12 protein-coding genes and 2 pseudogenes are annotated in these 20,296 nt (G+C 71.7%); 8 read left to right on the top strand and 6 right to left on the bottom strand.

The features are described from left to right. Positions 1-138: 138 nt before the first annotated feature. Positions 139-1,410, bottom strand: a complete 1,272-nt coding sequence (locus K5S26_RS16470; RefSeq protein ID WP_221860218.1) for an ABC transporter substrate-binding protein — start codon at positions 1,408-1,410, stop codon at positions 139-141. Between the two features lie 204 nt (positions 1,411-1,614). Between K5S26_RS16470 and purS the strand changes: the two genes are divergently transcribed. Together purS and purQ are read left to right on the top strand one after the other, a co-directional pair. Then, positions 1,615-1,863 carry a phosphoribosylformylglycinamidine synthase subunit PurS gene (gene purS, locus K5S26_RS16465; protein ID WP_221860217.1) on the top strand — a complete coding sequence of 83 codons (249 nt, stop codon included), beginning with the start codon at positions 1,615-1,617 and terminating at the stop codon, positions 1,861-1,863. Continuing rightward, the gene (gene purQ / locus K5S26_RS16460; RefSeq protein ID WP_221860215.1) at positions 1,860-2,567 is read left to right on the top strand and encodes a phosphoribosylformylglycinamidine synthase subunit PurQ; all 708 of its coding nucleotides are present in this window, start codon (positions 1,860-1,862) and stop codon (positions 2,565-2,567) included. The genes purS and purQ overlap by 4 nt, the downstream gene beginning before the upstream one ends. A 10-nt stretch (positions 2,568-2,577) precedes the next feature. Here purQ and K5S26_RS16455 read toward each other — a convergent pair whose 3' ends face one another. Next, complete coding sequence (locus K5S26_RS16455; protein WP_221860214.1) at positions 2,578-3,945, bottom strand: amidohydrolase family protein; 1,368 nt, start codon at positions 3,943-3,945, stop codon at positions 2,578-2,580. Between the two features lie 158 nt (positions 3,946-4,103). Then, positions 4,104-9,737 carry a glycoside hydrolase domain-containing protein gene (locus tag K5S26_RS16450; protein WP_221860212.1) on the bottom strand — a complete coding sequence of 1,878 codons (5,634 nt, stop codon included), beginning with the start codon at positions 9,735-9,737 and terminating at the stop codon, positions 4,104-4,106. On the opposite strand from K5S26_RS16450, the pseudogene K5S26_RS19330 reads away from it, so the two are divergent. Beyond that, positions 9,736-10,527: pseudogene (locus K5S26_RS19330) on the top strand (pentapeptide repeat-containing protein); the annotation flags it as partial. The gene K5S26_RS16450 and the pseudogene K5S26_RS19330 sit on opposite strands and share 2 nt — an antisense overlap. A gap of 171 nt (positions 10,528-10,698) precedes the next feature. Here K5S26_RS19330 and K5S26_RS16445 read toward each other — a convergent pair. Both K5S26_RS16445 and K5S26_RS16440 read right to left on the bottom strand, forming a co-directional pair. Then, positions 10,699-13,287 (bottom strand): annotated as a pseudogene (locus tag K5S26_RS16445) (immunoglobulin-like domain-containing protein); the annotation flags it as partial. 213 nt (positions 13,288-13,500) lie between these two features. Continuing rightward, on the bottom strand, positions 13,501-14,307 hold the full coding sequence (locus K5S26_RS16440; RefSeq protein WP_246604163.1) for a hypothetical protein: 807 nt from the start codon (positions 14,305-14,307) through the stop codon (positions 13,501-13,503). Between K5S26_RS16440 and K5S26_RS16435 the strand changes: the two genes are divergently transcribed. The 5 genes from K5S26_RS16435 to tcuA all read left to right on the top strand — a co-directional run bounded on the left by K5S26_RS16435 (position 14,297) and on the right by tcuA (position 20,077). After that, on the top strand, positions 14,297-15,241 hold the full coding sequence (locus K5S26_RS16435; RefSeq protein WP_308123038.1) for an NAD(P)-dependent oxidoreductase: 945 nt from the start codon (positions 14,297-14,299) through the stop codon (positions 15,239-15,241). The two genes, K5S26_RS16440 and K5S26_RS16435, sit on opposite strands and share 11 nt — an antisense overlap. Positions 15,242-15,371: 130 nt before the next feature. Next, entirely contained in the window at positions 15,372-16,409 is a 1,038-nt protein-coding gene (locus K5S26_RS16430) for a Bug family tripartite tricarboxylate transporter substrate binding protein (protein ID WP_221860204.1), read from the top strand. A gap of 1 nt (position 16,410) precedes the next feature. Beyond that, positions 16,411-17,013, top strand: coding sequence for a tripartite tricarboxylate transporter TctB family protein (locus K5S26_RS16425; protein WP_221860202.1), 603 nt, complete (start codon positions 16,411-16,413; stop codon positions 17,011-17,013). 1 nt (position 17,014) lies between these two features. Further along, positions 17,015-18,568, top strand: a complete 1,554-nt coding sequence (locus K5S26_RS16420) for a tripartite tricarboxylate transporter permease (protein ID WP_221860200.1) — start codon at positions 17,015-17,017, stop codon at positions 18,566-18,568. 30 nt (positions 18,569-18,598) lie between these two features. Next, on the top strand, positions 18,599-20,077 hold the full coding sequence (gene tcuA, locus K5S26_RS16415) for an FAD-dependent tricarballylate dehydrogenase TcuA (RefSeq protein ID WP_221860198.1): 1,479 nt from the start codon (positions 18,599-18,601) through the stop codon (positions 20,075-20,077). 10 nt (positions 20,078-20,087) lie between these two features. Here the strand turns inward: tcuA and K5S26_RS16410 are convergent. Then, on the bottom strand, positions 20,088-20,296 hold a 209-nt coding region (locus tag K5S26_RS16410; RefSeq protein WP_221860196.1), incomplete at its 5' end, for an integrase core domain-containing protein.

Here is a 20,296-nt window from a genome sequence, read left to right as displayed (position 1 = left end):
GACGGACAGCACGCCCACCGGGCGCTCGGTGGGCGTGGGGTCCCGGGAGGGCGCCGCGACGGTGCGCGGCGCCCGGGACCCCGCGGGCGGGGCGCTCGAGCGCCCCGCCCCGTGAGTCGTGGTGGTGTCAGACATGGCTTAGAAGGCCGACACCTCGGTCACCCACGCGTCCCACGCCTCGTCCGGCGTCTGCAGGCCGTCGAAGACGCGCGTGACCGCCTGGTTGAGGGCCTCGTGGAACTGGAAGTACTTCGGTCCCTTGATGGGCGAGACCGTGATGGCCTCCGAGCGGGCGGCGTTGATCTGGCCCACCGGTGCGTCGTTGAAGTACTCGTCGGTCGCGTCGGTGACCTCGGCCATCTCGTACGCCTCGGGCTGGCTGGGGAACGCGCCGACGTTGGCGAAGGCGCGGGCCTGGATCTCGGGCGAGGTCAGCCACGCGGCGAGCTCCTGGGCCGCGGCGACGTTGGCGCCGTTGGCGGGGACGGTCAGGTACGAGCCGCCCCAGTTGCCGCCGCCGCCGGGGAACACGTCGGCGATGTCCCAGCCGCTGACGTCGGGGGCCTCGCCGGAGATGATGCCGTGCATCCACGGCGGGCACAGCATGGCCGCGAACTCGCCATTGGCCATGGACGCGTACCAGTCGTCGCTCCACTGGCCGGCGTACGCGGCGATCGGCACGCCCTTCTCGATGACGGTGTCGTACATGTCGCGCACGTCGGGGTTCTCCGTGGCGATGACGTTGCCGTCGGCGTCCTCGTAGGTCTCCTCGAGCTGGTTGGCGAGGCCCTGCAGGATCGAGTTGGCCGAGTCGAGGAAGGGCTTGCCCGTCTTCTCCTTGTACTCGGCGCCGACCTCGAACAGGTCGTCCCAGGTCTCGAACAGGCCGGCGACCTCGTCGCGGTCGGTGGGCAGGCCGGCCTCCTCGAACAGGTCGGCGCGGTAGCAGACGGCCTGCGGGCCGATGTCGGTGCCGTAGCCGACCATGTTGCCGTCGGCGTCGGTGACGGCGGCTTCCTTCCAGTCGAGCCAACGGCCCTTGAGGTCGTCCTGCACCGGCTCGAGCATGTCGGCGTACTGCATCATCTCGGCGGTCCAGTCGATCTCGATGGCCTCGATGTCGGCGAGGCCGGTGTTGCCGAGCTTCTGGAAGAAGTTGGCGCGCGCGTCGTTCGACGTCGCGGCCTTGTTGTGCACGATCGTCACGTTCGGGTGCTCGTCCTCGTACTCGGCGAGCAGCTCGTCCGAGTATCCGAAGTCGTTGAACGTGGCGATGGTGAGCTCGACCGGTGCGTCCGGATCTGCCGACTCGGCGGGGGCGTCGCCGCCCGAGCAGCCGGCGAGCACGAGGGCGCCCGCGGCGACAGCCGACACCGCGACGGCGCCGCGGCGGAAGGCACGTGTATTCACTGTCACTCCTTTGTGTGTGAGGGCCCGCCGTCATGGCGGGTGCCCCGTGGTGCAAAGACAGGACCCGAGAACGGAAGCGTGGGAGCGCTCCCATCGGGCTGAGGTGAGCCTATGGGAGCGCTCCCACGGTTGCAACCGCCGTGACCGGGTTGTGACCTCCACGACGGGACACGCGCGGAGCGCACGTCCGCGTAGAATTTTCGTATGCCCACCATCGTCGTCGACGTCATGCCCAAGGCCGAGCTGCTGGACCCGCAGGGCAAGGCGGTCACCGGATCGCTCGCCCGCCTGGGCCACGACGCCTTCCAGAACGTGCGCATCGGCAAGCGCATCGAGCTCACCGTCGAGGGCGAGGTCACGGACGAGCTGCTCGCCGAGGCCCGCACGATCGCCGACGAGATCCTGTCGAACGCCGTGATCGAGGACGTCGTGGACGTGGCGGTCGTCGAATGACCGCGCGCGTCGGCGTCATCACCTTCCCCGGTTCGCTCGACGACCGCGACGCGCAGCGCGCGATCCGCCTCGCCGGTGCCGAGCCCGTCGCGCTCTGGCACGGCTCGCACGACCTCGACGGCGTCGACGCCCTCGTGCTGCCCGGCGGCTTCAGCTACGGCGACTACCTGCGCGCCGGCGCGATCGCCGCGCTCGCGCCGATCATGGCCGAGGTCAAGGACGCGGCGGCGAAGGGCATGCCGATCCTCGGCATCTGCAACGGCTTCCAGATGCTCGTGGAGGCGCACCTGCTGCCGGGCGGCCTGATCCGCAACGCGCACCAGCAGTTCATCCGCCGCGATCAGCGGCTGCGCGTCGAGAACGCGTCGACCGCGTGGACCAGCGAGTTCTCGGCCGGTCAGGAGATCGTCATCCCGCTGAAGAACGCCGACGGCGGGTACATCGCCGACGACGAGACCCTGAAGCGCATCGAGGGCGAGGGGCGGGTGGCGTTCCGCTACCTCGGTGTCAACCCGAACGGGTCGCTGAACGACATCGCGGGTCTCGCCAACGAGCGCGGCAACGTCGTGGGCCTCATGCCCCACCCCGAGCACGCGGTCGAGCCCGGCTTCGGCCCGGCCACGTCCGCCGCCATGCGCTCCGGGGTCGACGGCCTCGGCTTCTTCCGCAGCGCCATCAGCGCGGTGGTCGCACAGGCCGCCTGAGGCCGCCGGCTCACCGCGGGTGCCCGATGCGCGCGGCGAGCGCGGGCAGCTCCTCGTGCAGGCGCGCCGACGCCTCAGCCGCGAGCGGGTTCGTCGAGACGCCGTCGGCGCTCACGAGCACGCCGCCCACGTACACGCCGCGCAGGTTCCGCGGCGTCATCGACAGGACATAGCTCCGCGCCGGATGCCACAGGGGGCCGACGTCGGGGCGGCGCGGATCCACCACGACGAAGTCGGCGAGCTTGCCGACCTCGAGGCTGCCCACGCGGTCGTCGACGCCCATGATCTCGGCGGCGCCGAGCGTGTGCAGGCGCAGCACGCGCTCGGGCATCATCGACAGCGGGTCCTTCGTGCGGGCGCGCTGCATCGTGATGCCCATCCGCATGTTCTGCCACGGGTCGGAGACGTCGGTGCAGGCCTGGTCGTCGAGGCCGATGCCCACCTTCATGCCGAGTGCGAGCATCTCGGGCACGAGCGCGGTGCCCGAGGCGAGGCGGCCGTTCGACGCGGGCTGCCACGACATCGACGCCCCGCCCGCGGCGGCCTCCTCGATGATCTCGGGCGTGGTCTGGATGAAGTGGCCGAACATCATCGCCGGGCCGAGCGCGCCCGCGTCCCGGTACTGCGCGAACTTCGCCTGCTGCAGCGGGATCGCCTCCGGTGATTCGAGGAAGTGGGCCTGGTTCGTCACACCGAAGCGGCGCATCGCCTCGACCTCGATCCACGCCGCGTCCTCGCGCGGCGACCACTGCACCTGTCCCATGACCGACGCGCCGAGCGCGAACGCGGCATCCATCGTCCGCGTGTGCGCGACCGACGCCCCGAAGCGGTCGAGGATCTCGTCGTCGCTGCCGACGGTGGCGTCCATGCCGATCGCGTCGACGAAGCGGATGCCGGCGTCGAGACAGGCGTCGGCCTGGCGCGTGTGATAGCTCAGGGCCCGCATTCCCGCGTCGCCGACCCTCCTGCCCTCGACCATCGACTCCCAAGCCTGCAGCGGGTCGGTGAAGTTGTACGCGGTCGTCACGCCGTGGGAGAGGAAGTCGAGCGCGCCGTGCAGGGTGGACCAGTACATCTGGTCGGGGGTCATGTGAGCGGTCGTGCCGAGCATCGAGTCGCACCAGCCGTAGAGGGTCTCGCCCACACCGAGCCCTCGGAGACCGCTCGTGAACAGGTGCGAGTGGCTGGAGACGAAGCCGGGCGCGACGAAGGCTCCTCCGACGTCCAGCACCTCGTCGGCCGTCGCCGACGGCGTGCCCGAGCCGATCGCGGCGATGCGTCCGTCCTCGACCAGCATCCACCCGTCGGCGATGAGCCCGGGATCGTCCGTGCCCGCGGGCACGGTCAGGAGAAGGGCGTTCGTGACGAGCATCGACATGGGTGTCCTCCGAAGCGGCGCGGGTGTTCTCGCACGCTATGAGACCCGGATGACGGGAGCGTCGTGGCGGTGTTTCGTCGCCGTTACGCCGCGCGCATCCTGCCGTCGTCGCGCCGACCGGGGGACGGAGCGGTCGGCTCCGTCCCCCGGTCCGGCGATCAGCGCGTGACGCGGCCGCGTCGGCGTGCGACGAGCAGCGCACCACCGGCGACGAGCAGCAGCACCGCGAGCGCTCCCGCGCCCCACACCGCCGCACCGTCCGAACCGGTCGCCGCCAGACCGCCCGCGCCCACGGTCACCTCGGTCCAGCCGATGAGGTCACCGTCCGCGTCCAGCACCGCGATACGGTGCACACCCGGCTCCAGACCCGCCGGCAGCGCCGTCGACGCCAGACCCTCGCCATCGGCCTGCACCCAGCCCAAGCCCGTCGGCTCCGAGTACGCGTACACGTAGTGCCACCCACCCGGCGCGAGACGCGAGAGCAGCAGGTCGTCGCCCCTCACCGTCGCGCCGATCGCATCGCGCAGCGCCGCCGGGAGGTCGGCACCATCGGCCACGGGCGGGTCGGGCGTGAACGACGGGCGGGCGTCGCGCGGGCCATCGTCCGTGCCGGTGCCCGCCGGCGTCTCGCCGCCGGGCTGCTCCGTGCTCGGGTCCTCGTCCCCGGGGCGGCTCGGCTGCTCGGTGCCCGGCTCGCCGGCTCCGGGCTCGGCGCCCGGGTCGGTGCCGGGCTGATCCGTCCCCGGCCCCTCCTCGCCCGGCCCCGTGCCGGGGTCGTCGGCTCCCGGGTCGGCTCCCGGCTCCTCCGCGCCCGGCCCGTCGGCGCCCGGTTCATCGACCCCAGGCTCATCTGTCCCCGGCTCCTCGGCACCCGGCTCGTCGGTGCCAGGCTCTTCAGTCCCGGGCTCGTCGGTCCCGGGCTCCTCGGCCCCGGGCTCCTCCCTTCCAGGCTCCTCCGTCCCGGGCTCCTCCGTCCCGGGCTCCTCCGTCCCCGGCTCCTCCGCAGGCACGAGGCCGTCGAGAGCGGCGACCAGGCTGTCCACGGCCTGCGCGTACGTCTCGTAGGAGGCGCCCTCCTCGACGGCCCGCGCACCCTCGAGCGCCGTCGTCAGGACGGCGAGGCTCTCGTCCGTCCAGGCGGCGGGATCGACGGCCTCGGCCGCGGCGATCAGGCCCGGAAGCTGGCGGATCACCTTCCACTCCAGCTGGTCCGAGGCGCTCGTCAGCACCCGCAGGGCCCTGTCCACCTCGTCCTGCGTCACGCCGGACGCCGCCGCCACCCTGATCGCCTCGTCGAGCGCGGCGCGGAACACCGCGAAGTCGATCGATATGTACCGGTCCTCGTGCTCGGCGATGAGCTGGGCCTCCGCCACGGCCGCCTTCAGCGCGGCGACGTCCACCGGCGGGGTCTCCACCGGGTCGGGGGCGAACTCGTACCAGTCGAGGTTGGAGACATAGTTGTACCCGTTGCCGGCGTCCTCGGTGCGCATCGCCACGATCAGCGTGTGCCGACCGGTCACCGCCCGCTCGAGCTCGACCGTCGTCGTCACGTAGTTGCCCCAGCCGCCCGTCTTCGGCAGCGCGACGGTGGCCACGCGGTTCTCCTCCGTCTTCTCGTCGAGATAGAGCTCGAGGCGCGGGTCCGCCCCGACGCGGTCGTCGCGCGTGGACGTGCGCACGGCCAGGGTCGTCAGCTCGCCGCGCCCGAAGTCGATGTCGGCGTAGCTCAGCTCGGCACCGTCATACGTTCCCCCGATGTTGCCGGAGGGGCTCGTGCCCTCCTTGCTCAGGGTCCCGCCGCTCCACGACGTCGAGTCCTCCGCCTGCACGCGCACCGGGCTGACGGCCGTCTCGTCCGGCGCGAGCAGCGTGACGCGGTCGATCTGGATCGTCCCCGGGTCGAGGCGCAGGCTGAAGGTCGGGCTCCATCCGGCGGCCTGCTCCTCGGTCAGCGCTCCGGCGAGCGACGCCGAGCGGATCTTCCTCCAGGTGCCGTCCTCCTCGATCCACGAGGTGATCCGGCCGTCGTCGACCACGGTCGCGAAGCGGTCGTCGGCGTCCCAGTCGACGCCCTGGGCGGTGCCCGCGCCGAGATCCCTGCCCTGGCCGTCGACGACGACGTCGAAGCCGCCCTCCGAGCGCGTGTTGTTGAACCAGCTGTGGGCGCGGTTGCGGGCGCCGTCGGTCAGCCCGATGAAGAGGCTGTCCTCGGACGCGCCGCTGCCGGCGAAGCCGCGCGGCTCGACGACCAGCGCGAAGCCGTCGCCCGCTTCGACGGGCAGCGCGATGTGGCTCCATCGGCGACCGTCGGCGGTGGCCTCGAGGACCCCCTCCTCCGTGTCGACCGACAGCGCGGCGGACGCCTCGGCGCCGTCGCCGAACACCTCGTACTCGGACAGGCGGTCCTCCGAGAAGTCGTCGTCGAAGACGATCTCGCCGTAGGTCGTGCCGTCGAGCAGCAGACGATCGGACCGGTCGGCGATCCTGAGGGCCTGAGCAGCCCTCGTCAGGCGGTTCAGCGCCGACTGCAGCTCGTCGTCCGTGGCGTCGTCGTCGGCGAGCACGGCCCTGGCCTCGTCGCGCGCGGCGCTGAAGGCCGCGAACGACGACGCCGTGTAGGCGCCCTTGACGACGAGATCGGCGTCCTCCAGCAACGCCAGGAGCTTGCTGCGCCACTGCCGGTCGAGGACGAGCGCGAGCGTGCCGAGCCCGGAGATCCCGTCGCCGCGGAGCTCGGACGCGACGGCGCCGGTGAGCGCGGCGTCGGAGAAGGCCAGCGCGAACGTCGCGCGCTGGGTGTCGCCGAGCGTGCCGGTGAGCCGCAGGTCGAGGATGGTCGCGTCGCGCGTGACCGCGGTCGCGGAGATCCCCGACGGCAGACCGGGCAGCGTGAGCGTCCCGTCGGCGACCAGGTCGCGGCCGGCCGCGCCGGCGAACGACGCACCGCTGAGCGTCAACGCGACGCTCGCGTCGACGCTCCCGTCGGGCTCGGATCGCAGCTGCGTGCGCTCGGCGCGCAGCGTGACGCCGCCGAACGTCACCTTGAGCGCGAACTCGCGCGCGCCCGTCGAGGGCCTGCGGCTGAACGCGCCGTCATCCAGGCGCAGGAGGAGGTCGTCGATGCTGTCGAGCGACCCCGACCTGTCGGCCTTGCCGGTGAGCGAGAGCGTGACCGCGCGGTCGCCCGTGCGGGTGGCCGTCAGGGTGAGACCCGCCGGCATGTTCTCGGCGGTGATCGCGCCGGACGCGGCGAGGTCGTCTCCGTTGCGGCCCGCGAACGCGCCGTTCGCCAGGGTGAGCTCGATCTCGTTGCCGATCGAGCCGTCGCCCGCGTCCGCCTCGGTGAACGCACGGCCGGAGAGGACGATGGCGCCGGTCGGGTCGTAGACCGACGTCGGGAGGACGTCGCTCAGCGACGACGAGGACACGCCGTCCGCGGCCCAGTCGGAGGGCTCGGCCGCCATCTCGAACGCGAGCCGGCCGCCCGCGGTGAGCTGGTCGTACGTGAGCCACGTGCGCTCGAACGGCTGTCCGTTGAGCGTCGCCGACTGGATGTAGTAGTCGTCGGGCGAGACGCCGTCCGCGGAGATGTCGAACGTGCGCCCCGACTCGTAGCGGATCCGCACGTTCTCGAAGAACGGCGTGCCGATCTGGTACTCGTCCGAGCCGGCGAGCACCGGGAACAGCCCGATGGCGGCCGCGACGAAGGTCGACGACATCGTGCCCGTGTCGTTGTCCATGGTCGGGAGGAAGCCCCGCGGGTCGTTCTTGAACACCTTGGTCTTGATCGGCGGGGTGAACTCCCCTCCGCCCGAGGGCGACTCGTGGGTGGAGCCGGTGGCGATGTAGCGGTTCCACGTCTCCTTCGTGTAGATGCTCCGCACCCAGTGCTGGGTCTTGGACGGCGCGCCGACGTAATTGAACAGGTAGGGCGCCTGCAGGTCGATCTCGTTCGCGTTGGCGTGCAGCATGCGTCGGCCGTCATCCGGGGCGTGCTCGCCGAACATGAAGCTGAGCGCCTTGAGGGTGGTCTCCTCGCCGCCCATCAGGTCGATCAGGCCGCCCATGTCATCGGCGGCGTACCAGTGGTACTGCCAGAGCGTCCCCTGGTAGACGTTGCCGGCCTCGAAGCGCTCGGGGTCGGCGTTCACCCAGCTGCCGTTCGCGTCCTTGGGGAAGATCAGCCCGGTCTTCGTCCCGTCCGCCAGGGTGACGGCGTCCTTCTTGTACAGGTTCTTCCAGTTCGCGGCGCGGAGCCGGTACGCGTCCGCGTCGTCCGACCTGCCGAGGGCGTCGGCGATGGTCGCCATCGCCCAGTCGTCGTATGCGGTGCCGAGGGTGTCGTCGACCTCGCCCGCGATATAGCCGCGCCCCACGTTGGCGGCGTCGGCGTACCCGCCCTGCGACTGCGAGACGAGGGCGGGCCATGCCTCGGCGAGACCGCGCAGCTCCGCCCCCTTCGCGACGGCGTCGGCGACCACGACGGCGGCGCGCTCGAAGCGCACGGTCGGCACCGAGTGGACGGTGTTCGACAGGGCGCCCTTCCCGCTCTTCGCGAACGAGGCGTACAGGTCGACGATCGACTGCGCGATGTCGCGGAACACCTCGGGGTAGCCGATCGCGAGGATCTCGTACTTGCGGAAGTCGTCCCAGAAGCCCCAGCCGTCGTAGTGCGTGTAGCCGTCGGCCTCGTAGATCTCGCCGTCCAGGCCGCGGTAGGTGCCGCTGGTGCTGGTCGCGTTCATGGGCATGCCGAACATGCGGTAGAGGTGCGTGTAGAAGAGCGTCTGCAGGTCGCCGTCGGGGTCGCTGGTCGCCGAGGCGCTGACCTCGAGACGGCCGAGGATCTCGTTCCAGTCGGCCTTGGTCTGCTCCCTCACCTGCTCGAAGGTCCGGTCCCCCATCTCGGCGGCGAGATCGGTCTTCGCCTGCGCGGGGCTGATGGGAGAGATCGCGACCTTGAGCCCGACCTGGTCGCCGGAGTCGACGGAGAAGTCGAGCACCGCGCCGATGTCGGTGCCGTCCTGATGCGACGAGCTGCCGAGGGCGCCCGAGCCGCCCCAGGTGCGGACGGCCGAGGCGGCGGCCGTCGACTCGACGTAGTAGTACATCTTGTAGTCGTAGCCGTTGAAGTGACCGGTGAAGTCGCCCGAGAGCGCGATGCGCCCGTCCGGCAGCGTCGCGTAGTCGAGCGTCGCGCCCTTGCGGCTCGTGAAGTTGTTGCGGAGGTCGACCACGAGCGAGGCGGTGCCCGCCTGCGGGAACGTGAACCGGTCCTGCCCGGTGCGCACGTCGGTCGTGGCCTCGGCGTGGATCGCGCCCGCGGTGGTCTGCAGGTCGACGCCGTAGTAGCCGGGCTCGGCCTCCTCGGCGTCGTGGCTGTAGGTCTTGGCGTACGTCCCCGTGTTCGGCCGGCTCGTGTAGGTCTCGTAGGTCGGCACCACGAGGAGGTCGCCGCCACCGCCCGACCCGCCCACGCCGTCGAGGTTCGTGTGCGTGAAGCCGGCGATCTGGTCCTCGGCGTAGTCGTAGCCGCTGTGTGAGCGGTCGGGCGTCGTCATCGGGTTGATCTTGACGATCGAGTTGGGCGCTTCGGCGCCCGGCAGGTCCTGTCCGAAGTCGTCCTCGGTCGAGACGAAGGAGTTCACCAGGGCGGTGAAGTCGGTGGCAGCGGCCGCCGGCGCCGCGGGCTCGGCGGCGAGGGCGGCGGTGGGGACGAGGCCGCTGCCGAGAAGAGCGGCGATCACCCCGCCCGCGAGCAGCCGGACGGGACGTGTGCGGAGCAGGGACATGGTGGGAGTGTCTCCGGAAAGGGATGCGAGGGAAAGGGATGGGGAGGGAGGCGCGGGCGCCGGATGCGCCTCCTCGAGAGAGGACGCGCCGACCGGGGGACGGAGCGGTCGGCTCCGTCCCCCGGTCTGGCGATCAGTGCGTGACGCGGCCGCGTCGGCGTGCGACGAGCAGCGCACCACCGGCGACGAGCAGCAGCACCGCGAGCGCTCCCGCGCCCCACACCGCCGCACCGTCCGAACCGGTCGCCGCCAGGCCACCCGCGCCCACGGTCACCTCGGTCCAGCCGATGAGGTCACCATCCGCGTCCAGCACCGCGATACGGTGCACACCCGGCTCCAGACCCGCCGGCAGCGCCGTCGACGCCAGACCCTCACCATCGGCCTGCACCCAGCCCAAGCCCGTCGGCTCCGAGTACGCGTACACGTAGTGCCACTCGCCCGGCGTCAGGCCGCCGAGGGACACCGTGCGTCCGCTCACGGTGGCGGACACCCGGTCGCGCAGCGCGGCCGGAAGGTCGGCACCGTCGGCCACCGGGGGCGCGGGCGTGAACGACGGCTGGGTCGCAGCAGGCTCGTCGGCGCTCGGCTCCTCAGCGTCCGGCTGATCGGTGCCCGGCTCGTCCGTGCCCGGCTGATCGGTACCCGGCTGATCCGTGCCCGACTCGTCCGTGCCCGGCTGATCCGTGCCCGACTCGTCCGTGCCCGGCTGATCCGTGCCCGACTCCTCAGTGCCCGGCTCGTCCGTGCCCGGCTCGTCCGTACCCGGCTCATCGGTGCCCGGCTGATCCGTGCCCGGCTCGTCCGTGCCCGGCTCATCGGTGCCCGGCTCGTCCGTGCCCGGCTCCTCCGTACCCGGCTCGTCCGTACCCGGCTCGTCCGTACCCGGCTCCTCCGTACCCGGCTCGTCCGTGCCCGGCTCCTCGATGCCCGGCTCCTCCGGCTTCTCCGTCACGGTGACCGCGCGATCCTTGGTCGCCGTGTTGCCGGCGGCGTCGCTGACCGTGTACGTCAGGCCGTGGCTGCCCGGACGCGAGGTGTCCACGGCGCCGGAGACCTCGATCGCATCGGTCAGGTCGCCGTCGACGTCGTCGGTCGCGCTCACGCCCTCGAGCGGGTCGAAGTCGGCGCCGAACGCGATCTCGCCGTCGGCGGGAACCGTCAGCTCGGGCGCCACGTGGTCGGGCTTGGCCAGCACGACCTCGTCGACGACGCTGTTGACCACGTTGGTCTTCCCGTCGACCACGCTCTGCTGGCTGCGCAGCGTGCGCACCGTCACCTCGCGGTCCGTCACCTCGATCGCCGAGTAGTTGCGCACCTTCTCCTGGTTGATCACCGAGGCGAACCAGGCCTCCGGCGCGCGAGTGTCGTAGTACTTCGAGCCGCTCGACGAGTTCGCGGTGATGTACAGCACCTCGCCCTCCTCGGCCTCGACGCGGGCCTGGCCCGCGACCTCGGTCGAGTCGGCCAGCTCGCCGTCCTTGATCAGGTAGCTGCGCGTGTAGTTGTGGTCGTGTCCCATGAGGACGAGATCGAAGCCCAGCTCCGAGATCTTCGCCGGCATCTGGTCGCGACGCTCGAGGATGTCGGTGTCGGCCGTGTGCGAGGCCACCGAGTAGATCGAGTGATGGAAGGCGAGTACCTTCCACTTCGCCTTGTGCCCCTGCTCGGCCACGACCTTCTCCATGAAGGCGTTGTGCGAGTCGAAGTCACGGCTGTTCGAGTTGATGTCGATGAACAGCACGTCCTTATAGAGGAACCAGTAGTCGCCGCCCGACGAGCTGCCGCTGCCGGCCCCCGCCGTGAGGTCCTCGTTCGGCACGTTGAAGTGCTGCTCGTAGGCCTTCGAGGCCACGTCGTGGTTGCCGTTGGTGGCGACCAGCGGGATGCTGCGCAGCTGGTCGGGCTTCAGGAAGGTGTCGTACTGCGCCTCGTTCGGCGCGTTCTCGACCTGGTCGCCGGCCGAGAACAGCAGCTCCGCGTCGGGGTAGCTCTGCGTGGCCACGTCCACCGTGTCGATCCAGCCCGCCTCGTCACGCGCGAGGTTGCCGGACGCGCCGACCTGCGGGTCGCCGAAGAAGAGGAAGGAGAAGTCGCCCGAGAAGTCCTGCGTGCGGAAGGTGTAGGCGTCCGACCATCCCTTCTCGTCGCTGCCCACGCGGTACGCGTACTCGGTGTTCTCCTCGAGGCCGTCGAACGTCGCGTCGCGGAAGAACTCGCCGCTCGTCGTGCCGCCGGTCTTGGTCGGCTCGATCGTCCGTGCCGACGCCGGGAACTGCCCGTCGGACACCTCGGCCGACTTCGCGAGCTGAGCGGCCTGCGGCACGTCCACGTCGGAGTACCACGTGAGATTGCGCTCGGCCTCGGTGCCGCCGACGTGCAGCACGATGTCGGAGATCGTCGCCTCGGTCGGCTCCGGCACGGGCACCACCGGCACGAGCGACTTCAGGTCGAGGTAGATGTCGCTGCTGGTCTCGCGATCCTGATAGAGGGCCACGGAGATCGTGTTCTCGCCGGCCTCCAGCGCCTCGGCCGGGATCGTGAACGTGCTCGTCTGCGGGTTGCCGTTGCTGGCGCCCGCGTACGCGAGGTTCTGGTTCTCGGCCTCGTCGACGCGGTCGTCCACGAAGCCGGCGACCTTCTCGCCGTTCACATAGATGCGCACGGCGTCGTCGTAGACGATCGTGCCCTCCAGCGACTCGATCTGCGCGAGTTGCACATCCGTGATCTCGATGTCGTTGCGGAAGTGGTAGGTCGGCACCGTGTTCGAGGATCCGTCCAGCGTGTACTGCAGGAGCGTGTTCGCGACGAAGCCGCCGCCGAGGTCCGCGGCCCCCTTCTTCGAGCCGAACGAGCCCACCGCCTGCTTCCAGGCGGAGTCGTCGAAGCCGGCCGTCGTCCACGACAGCGATCCGTCGCCGGACGGGTCGGTGCCGTCGTCCGAGTAGCGCCAGGCATCCGCGGTGGTGAGGAAGGTCTCGGGCAGCGGCTCGGGCCCGAACTCGAAGTAGTCGAAGTTGCCCACATAGGGGTGGCCCGCGTCCGGCGTCACGTGCATGACGACGATCAGCTTGTGCTCGCCCGAGACCGCCTCGGGCAGGTCGACCGTCGTGGTGTCGTAGGCGTTCCAGTCCGATCCGGTGACCGGCAGCGCCACGGTCGCGACCTTGTTCTCGTCGGTCTGCTCGTCGAGGTAGAAGTCGAGCGACGGGTTCGCGCCGACCCGGCCGGAGTTGTTGACGTACCGCACCGTCAGCGTCGACAGCGGCGTGGCGCCCAGGTCGACCTCGTCGAACGTGAGGACACCGCCGTCGTAGGTTCCGCCGACGTTGCCGAGCGAGACGCCGGTGGCGTCGACGCCGGTCTCCTTCTTGAGGCCGTTGCCGCTGTCGCTGGTGTAGTCCTCGGCCTGGATGCGGACGGGCTCCACGGCGATGCCGGTCGCGGCAGCGGCGGTGGGCTCGACGCCCGCGGCCGCCGGCAGGGCCGTCGCCGACACGGATCCGGCGGTCAGCGAGAGGAGGACGAGCCCGGCGATGCCGAGCCGACCCATCCGGTGCTCGCGCGAGGCGCCGGCGGGGGCCGGCGACGCTTCGTTGGTCAGCAAGATGTCACACGCCAATCTTGAGTTTCTGCAGGGGTGAGGGAGGGCGCGATCGGGGCGCCCTGGGCAACCCTGTTCGGCACGAGTGGCGCCGCCACGACCATCCGGTGAACGAGCGGTGTCCCCCGGGGGAAGCTCCGGGGTCAGCGGCGGCGCGCGCGCTCAGCCGAGGTGCAGGACGATCCCGGTCTGACCATCGCGGACGCTCGCGAGGCCCGTCTCGAAGGCCGCCTCGCCGCGCTGCGGCGTGACGCTCGATGCGTCGAGGTCACCGTCGGCACCCGCAGACGACCCTCGGGAGGTCGCCCCGTCCCAGATGACGGCGGTGACGTTCTCGGTCGGCTCCGCGAGCTGGGCGCCGACGACGAGGAACTGCTGGTCCAGCAGCTGGGCGCTCTCGAAGCCGAGGACGTCGACGACGCCCTCCCCCAGGCCGGCGATCACGTCGGGCTGGACCTCCAGCGCGCGCTCGAGCGCCTGTCCGATCGGATCGGCGGCGGAGGCGTCCACCGGCAGCTCCACGAGATCGGCCCCGCGCTCCCCCGCGACGGTCCGCGCCGCCGACAGCAGCACGCTCGACGTCGTCGAGTCGTCCGGCACGATCACGGCGATCCGGTACCCGTCCAGACGCTCGAGCGTCGCCGAGGGGGCCGCGTCGATCGTCCGCCCGGGCTCGGGGACGACGTCGTACGCCGCACCGCTCGGGGCGGCGGGCGACGGCGCCGCGGGCGACGGCGCCGCGTTTCCGCCCGCCGCGCACCCCGACAGCAGCGCGCCCACCAGCGTCATGGTCGCGGCCGCGCGAGCCGCGCCGGTGCGGGGGGCGGGCACGCGATCGATCACCGCGTCAGTGAAGCCCGCGTCGGTGATCCGCCGGTGGCCGGGGCGTGGCCGGTCGGTGAACGACGCCGATGAGGCGCCCGGCCCGGGTGCGCCCGCTCCCAGTAGGGTCGGAGGGGTGAGCGACACTTCCGCAGACCACGTGATCCTGGCCGTCCCGACCCCGGAGCTCGCCGAAGACGTGCGGGCGCTGCTCGACCCTGAGCTCGGCGTCGAGGTCGTCGAGTGGGATGGAGCGTCCCCCGCTCCCCGGGAGCGGCTCGACATCGTCGTGCCGCCGTACATGAAGCAGGGCACGACCCTGCGCAGCCTTCAGGGGGTGCCGCACCGCCTCATCCAGGGCCAGGCGATCGGCTACGACGGCGTCGTCGACGTGCTGCCGGAGGGCACCGTGTACGCGAACGCCGCCTCGGTGCACGAGACCGCGACCGCCGAGCTCACGCTCGCGCTGCTGCTGGCGGCCCAGCGCGAGGTGGACCGGATGGTGCGCAACCAGGAGCGCAGCGCGTGGGAGAGCTTCGAGGCCTCCGGCCTCGCCGACAAGCGCGTGGTGATGCTCGGCTTCGGAGGCGTGGCGAAGGCGATCGCCGATCGGCTGCTGCCGTTCGAGGTCGACCTCGTGCCCGTCGCGTCGCGGGCGCGCCGCGAGGAGGGCATCGACGTGCACGCGATCGACGAGCTGCCCGAGCTGCTGCCCACCGCCGACATCCTCGTGATCGTGCTCCCGGGCGGCCCGGAGACGCGTCATCTGGTCGACGACGCCGCCCTGGCGGCGCTGCCCGACGGCGCCCTGGTCGTCAACGTGGGCCGCGGACCGATCGTCGACACGGACGCTCTCGTCGACCACGTCTCGCGCGGGCGGCTGCGCGTCGCCAGCGACGTCTTCGATCCCGAGCCGCTGCCGGTGGACCACCCGCTGTGGAGGCTCGACGGCGTCATCGTGGCGCCCCACGTCGGCGGCCGTTCGGCGGCCATGCGCCCCCGCATCGCCAAGCTCGTGGCGACGCAGGCCGAGCGCATGGCGCGGGGCGAAGAACCGCTCAACGTCGTCATCGGCGGCTGACGAGCCGGACGCACCCACGACGAGAGGCCCTCTGCGGAGGGCCTCTCGTCGTGGGTGCGGGCGCTCTTGCGATTGTCCGTGTACATATGTATACAAGTAGCGACACCGACGTCGAGAGAGGAGGGCGATGATGCCCACCGAACAGCAGGAACCGACGCGACGGCGGCGGGGACGCTGGCGACTCGCCGCCGGAGGGGCCGCCGCCCTCGGGATGGTGGTCGCCCTGAGCGTGACCGGCATCGCCGACCGGACGCACAGCGCCAACGCGCTCGAAGACGCGCTCGGCGGCGAGCAGCTTCGCATCATGGCCCCCGCCGAGCCCGGCGGTGGCTGGGACCAGACGTCCCGCGCGGTGCAGACGGCGCTCGGCGAGATCGTCGGCCGCACCGAGGTCTACAACGTCGGCGGCGCGGGCGGCACGATCGGCCTGCCGCAGTTCGTCCGCCACACCGGCGAGGCCAACAACCTCATGGTGACCGGCGCCATCATGGTCGGCGCGATCCTGACGAACGGATCGGAGGCGACTCTCGACGACGTCGACATGCTCGCGCGGCTCACGACCGAGTACCTCGTGATCGCCGTGCCGGCCGACTCGCCGATCCAGACGATGGAGGACCTGGCGGACGCCATGTCGGACGACGTCGGGTCGGTCTCCATCGCCGGCGGGTCGGCGGGCGGCGTCGAGCAGGTGCTGACCGGCCTGCTCGCCCAGGCAGTCGGCGCGGACCCGCGCGAGGCCTCCTACGTCGCGCACTCCGGCGGCGGCGAGGCGCTGACGACGATGCTCTCGGGCCGCGCCACCGCGGGCATCTCCGGCATCTCGGAGCTCGCGCCCTACATCCAGGACGGCTCGATGCGAGCCCTCGCCGTCTCCAGCCCGGAACGCGTGGAGATCCTCCCGGACGTCCCCACGCTCCGCGAGTCGGGCCTCGATGTGGAGCTGCAGAACTGGCGGGGCATCGCCGCCCCCGAAGGACTGACCGACGACGAGCGGGCGGCGCTCATCGGGATGCTCGACGAGATGCGCGAGTCGGCCGCCTGGCGGCAGATCCTGGACGACCGCGGCTGGGAGGACGCGTACCTCACCGGGCCCGAGCTGACCGAGTTCCTCGCGACGGACCAGGAGACGACGGCGCAGATCCTCGAGCAGATCGGGCTGGTGAAGTGACATGAGCGAGCGCATCGAACCGGATCGCCCGCGAGGGCACGAGCTGCCGGGCCTCACGACCACCAACCTCGCCGCGATCGAGGAGAACCCGCCGCCCCTGTCCGCGGGCTCGTACCCCGCGGTGGTGTCGGGCGTCGCCTCGCTGCTCGTCGGCGCGGTGATGGTCGTCGCAGCGGTGCTCGTCATCGTGGACGCCCTCAGCCTGCCGCCGTCGTCGGATCCGCTGGGGCCGGCTGCCTTCCCCCTCGTCATCGGGACCCTGCTGGGGCTCAGCGGCGCGGGGCTCGTGTTCGCCAACGTGCGCTTCGCCACGGTGCTGGTGCGCAGCCGGCGGAGCGGGATCGAGCGCGGCACGCTGTTGGCGCGCGGCGCCATGCTGCGTGCAGCCCTGGTGCTGGCCGCGCTCATCGTCTTCGCGCTGATCCTGCCCTTCGCGGGCTTCTTCGTCAGCGCGACCGCGCTGTACGTCGCCAGCGCCCTCCTGCTCGGCGCCCCGCGCGGCTGGCACCTGCCGATCGCGGGGGTGCTGATCGCGGGGTCCGTGGTGCTCATCTTCGACCGGCTGATCGGGCTGAGCCTCGCGGCCGGCCCCTGGGGATTCTGACATGGAGACGTTCGACCTTCTGCTGCAGGGGTTCGCCGCCGCGATCACCCCGGCCAACCTGCTCTGGGCCCTGCTCGGCGTCACGATCGGCACGGCCGTCGGCGTGCTGCCCGGCATCGGCCCGGCGCTCACGGTGGCTCTGCTGCTGCCCATCACCTTCCGCCTGGAGCCGTCGGCCGCGCTCATCCTGTTCGCGGGCATCTACTCGGGCGGCATGTACGGCGGATCGACCACCTCGATCCTGCTCAACACCCCCGGCGAGTCCGCGTCGATCGTCTCGGCGATCGAGGGCAACAAGATGGCGCGCGCAGGCCGCGCGGCCGCCGCACTCGCGACGGCGGCGATCGGCTCCTTCGTCGCGGGCATCGTCGCCACCGTCGGGCTGACGCTGCTCGCGCCGATCATGGCGCAGTTCGCCATCACCCTCGGCCCTCCCGAGTACGTCGCGCTCATGGCGATCGCGTTCATCTCCGTCGCCGCCCTGCTCGGGCCGAACCTGCTCAAGGGCGCGGCCAGCCTCGTGATCGGGCTGACGATCGGCCTCGTCGGGATCGACGTGCAGTCCGGACAGCCGCGACTCACCTTCGGCAGCGACCGCCTGCTCGACGGACTCGACGTCGTACTGGTCGTCGTCGGGCTCTTCGCCATCGCCGAGACGCTGTCGCACGTGCTCTCCGGCACCGGCCGCTCGACCGTGACCCCGGTGAAGGGCAGGACGGCGCTGACCCGCGAGGAGTTCCGCCGGTCGTGGCCCGCGTGGCTGCGCGGCACGGCCCTCGGCTTCCCGATCGGGGCGCTGCCGGCCGGCGGCGCCGAGATCCCGACGTTCCTCTCCTACGCGACCGAGAAACGGCTCTCCCGCCACCGCAGCGAGTTCGGCCACGGCGCCATCGAGGGCGTCGCGGGACCGGAGTCCGCCAACAACGCGGCGGCGGCGGGCGTGCTCGTCCCGCTGCTGACCATCGGCCTGCCGACCTCTGCCACCGCCGCCATCATCCTGACCGCGTTCCAGTCGTACGGCCTCCAGCCGGGGCCGGCCCTGTTCGCGGAGTCCGGCGACCTCGTGTGGGCGCTCATCGCCTCGCTGTTCATCGGCAACGTCATGCTGCTGATCCTGAACCTGCCGCTGGTGAAGGTGTGGGCCCGGCTGCTGATGCTGCCGAGCTGGTCCATCTACGCCGCAGTCACGGTGTTCGCGGCGCTCGGCGCGTTCGCGGCGGGAGGCTCCACGACCGACGTGGTGATCCTCGCCGTGCTCGGCGCCCTCGGCATGCTCATGCGTCTGGCCGACATCCCGGTGGCTCCCGCCGTGGTCGGCCTCATCCTCGGCCCGATCATGGAGGCCCAGCTGCGGCGCGCGATGACGCTGTCGGAGGGAGACGCGGGGATCCTCGTCTCCAGCCCGCTCACGATCGTGCTCTGGATCATCGCGGCGCTGCTGCTGATCGTGCCGCCGCTGGCCGGCGCCCAGCTCGGCCGGCGCCGCCGCCGCGCGCTTCGCGCGAGCGGGCAGGCCGACTCCGACGACCGCACGCCGGCCGACGCGCAGCGCTGACCGTCTCACCCGAAAGACCAGGAGGAATCAGTGGAATCCACGTCACACGAGCGATACGACGTCGTGGTGGTCGGCGGCGGCAACGCCGGCTTCTCGGCGGCCCACGCGGCGGCGGAGCGCGGCCGGCGGGTGCTGCTGCTCGAGCGCGGAACGCGCGAGATGTCCGGAGGCAACAGCTACTACACCGCCGGCGCCACGCGCATCCCGCACGGCGGGCTCGACGACCTGCGCGACCTGGTCGAGCCCGACGAGCGCCACGCCGCGACGGTCGTGCCGCCGTACTCGTCGGACGAGTACCTCGCGGATCTGGTGAAGGTGACGGAGGGGCGCACCGATCCGGAGATGGCCCGGGTGCTGGTCGACGAGGCCGCCGACGCGATCCGGTGGCTGCACGGGCTCGGGCTGAGGTACCGGCTCATGTACGAGCGCCAGGCCTACGCGCGCCCGGACGGCACCCACCTGTTCTGGGGCGGACTGCACGTCGGCAACGTGGGCGGCGGCGTCGGCCTCGTCGACGACCACACCGCGGTCGCCGCGCGCCTCGGCACCGAGGTGCGCTACGGCGCCCGCGGGACCTCCCTCATCACTGAGGACGGCGCGGTGACCGGGGTCCGGTACACGACGCACGACGGCGGCGAGCGCGAGGTGCGCGCCGACAGCGTCGTCCTCGCCGCGGGCGGGTTCGAGTCGAGCCCCGAGCTGCGCGAGCGACACCTCGGGCCCGGCTGGGCCAACGCGAAGGTGCGCGGCACGCCCTACAACACCGGCGACATGCTCCTCGCCGCGCTCGACGTCGGCGCGCGGAAGGGCGGCGACTGGTCGTCGTGCCACAGCGTCCAGTGGGATGCCGAGGCCGAGCACAACGAGTCCAACCGCGAGCTCACGAACCGGCTGACGCGACAGAGCTACCCGCTCGGGATCATCGTGAACCGGGAGGGGGAGCGGTTCCTCGACGAGGGCGCCGACTTCCGCAACTACACGTACGCGAAGTACGGCCGCGAGATCCTCGCCCAGCCCGGATCCGTCGCCTGGCAGGTGTTCGACGCGAGCCTGCGCCCGGCGCTGCGCACCGAGGAGTACGACATGCCGGGCATCGGCGTGCACACGGCCGACACCCTCGAGGCGCTCGCGGACCAGGCCGGGATCGCCCGGGACGCGTTCGTCGCCACCGTCGAACGCTTCAACGAGAGCATCGACCGGGAGGCCCCGTACGACCCGACGGTGAAGGACGGCCGCGCCGCGGCCACGACTCCGCCGAAGTCGAACTGGGCCGCTCCGATCGAGACCGCTCCCTTCTACGCGTATCCCGTCACGTGCGGCATCACCTTCACGTTCGGCGGGGTGAAGGGCGATCTCGACGGCCGCGTGCTCGGTGCCGACGGTGCGCCGATCCCCGGGCTCCTCGCCTGCGGCGAGATGCTCGGGGGCCTGTTCAGCGGCAACTATCCCGGGGGCTCGGGCCTCGCGGCCGGCATGGTGTTCGGGCGCCGCGCGGGGGCCGTGGCCTAGTTGTACTCGGTCATGAGGTTGGTGACACTCGGCTGATCGGGGGTTGGCCACCGCAGGCGGTGTGTGGTCGAGCGTAGTTGTAGTGCTCGAGCCAGGGGGCGAGCGCGTCGGCGCGGTGCTGGTTGGAGGCGTAAGGCGCGCGGTAGGCCCAGTATTCCTGCATGGTGCGGTTGAAGCGCTCGGCCTTGCCGTTCTGCCAGGGGCAGTGCGGCTTTGTGG

Source organism: Microbacterium marinilacus, from assembly GCF_019753765.1.
Classification (GTDB): domain Bacteria; phylum Actinomycetota; class Actinomycetes; order Actinomycetales; family Microbacteriaceae; genus Microbacterium; species Microbacterium marinilacus.
This window is presented reverse-complemented; position numbering and strand designations above follow the sequence as displayed.

What these genes read in the sequence shown, in the direction of transcription:
- purQ (WP_221860215.1), top strand. Translation starts at nt 1,860, where the DNA reads ATGACCGCGCGCGTCGGCGTCATCACCTTCCCCGGTTCGCTCGACGAC.
- K5S26_RS16425 (WP_221860202.1), top strand. Translation starts at nt 16,411, where the DNA reads ATGAGCGAGCGCATCGAACCGGATCGCCCGCGAGGGCACGAGCTGCCG.
- K5S26_RS16430 (WP_221860204.1), top strand. Translation starts at nt 15,372, where the DNA reads ATGCCCACCGAACAGCAGGAACCGACGCGACGGCGGCGGGGACGCTGG.
- K5S26_RS16455 (WP_221860214.1), bottom strand. Translation starts at nt 3,945, where the DNA reads ATGTCGATGCTCGTCACGAACGCCCTTCTCCTGACCGTGCCCGCGGGC.
- K5S26_RS16450 (WP_221860212.1), bottom strand. Translation starts at nt 9,737, where the DNA reads ATGTCCCTGCTCCGCACACGTCCCGTCCGGCTGCTCGCGGGCGGGGTG.
- purS (WP_221860217.1), top strand. Translation starts at nt 1,615, where the DNA reads ATGCCCACCATCGTCGTCGACGTCATGCCCAAGGCCGAGCTGCTGGAC.
- K5S26_RS16420 (WP_221860200.1), top strand. Translation starts at nt 17,015, where the DNA reads ATGGAGACGTTCGACCTTCTGCTGCAGGGGTTCGCCGCCGCGATCACC.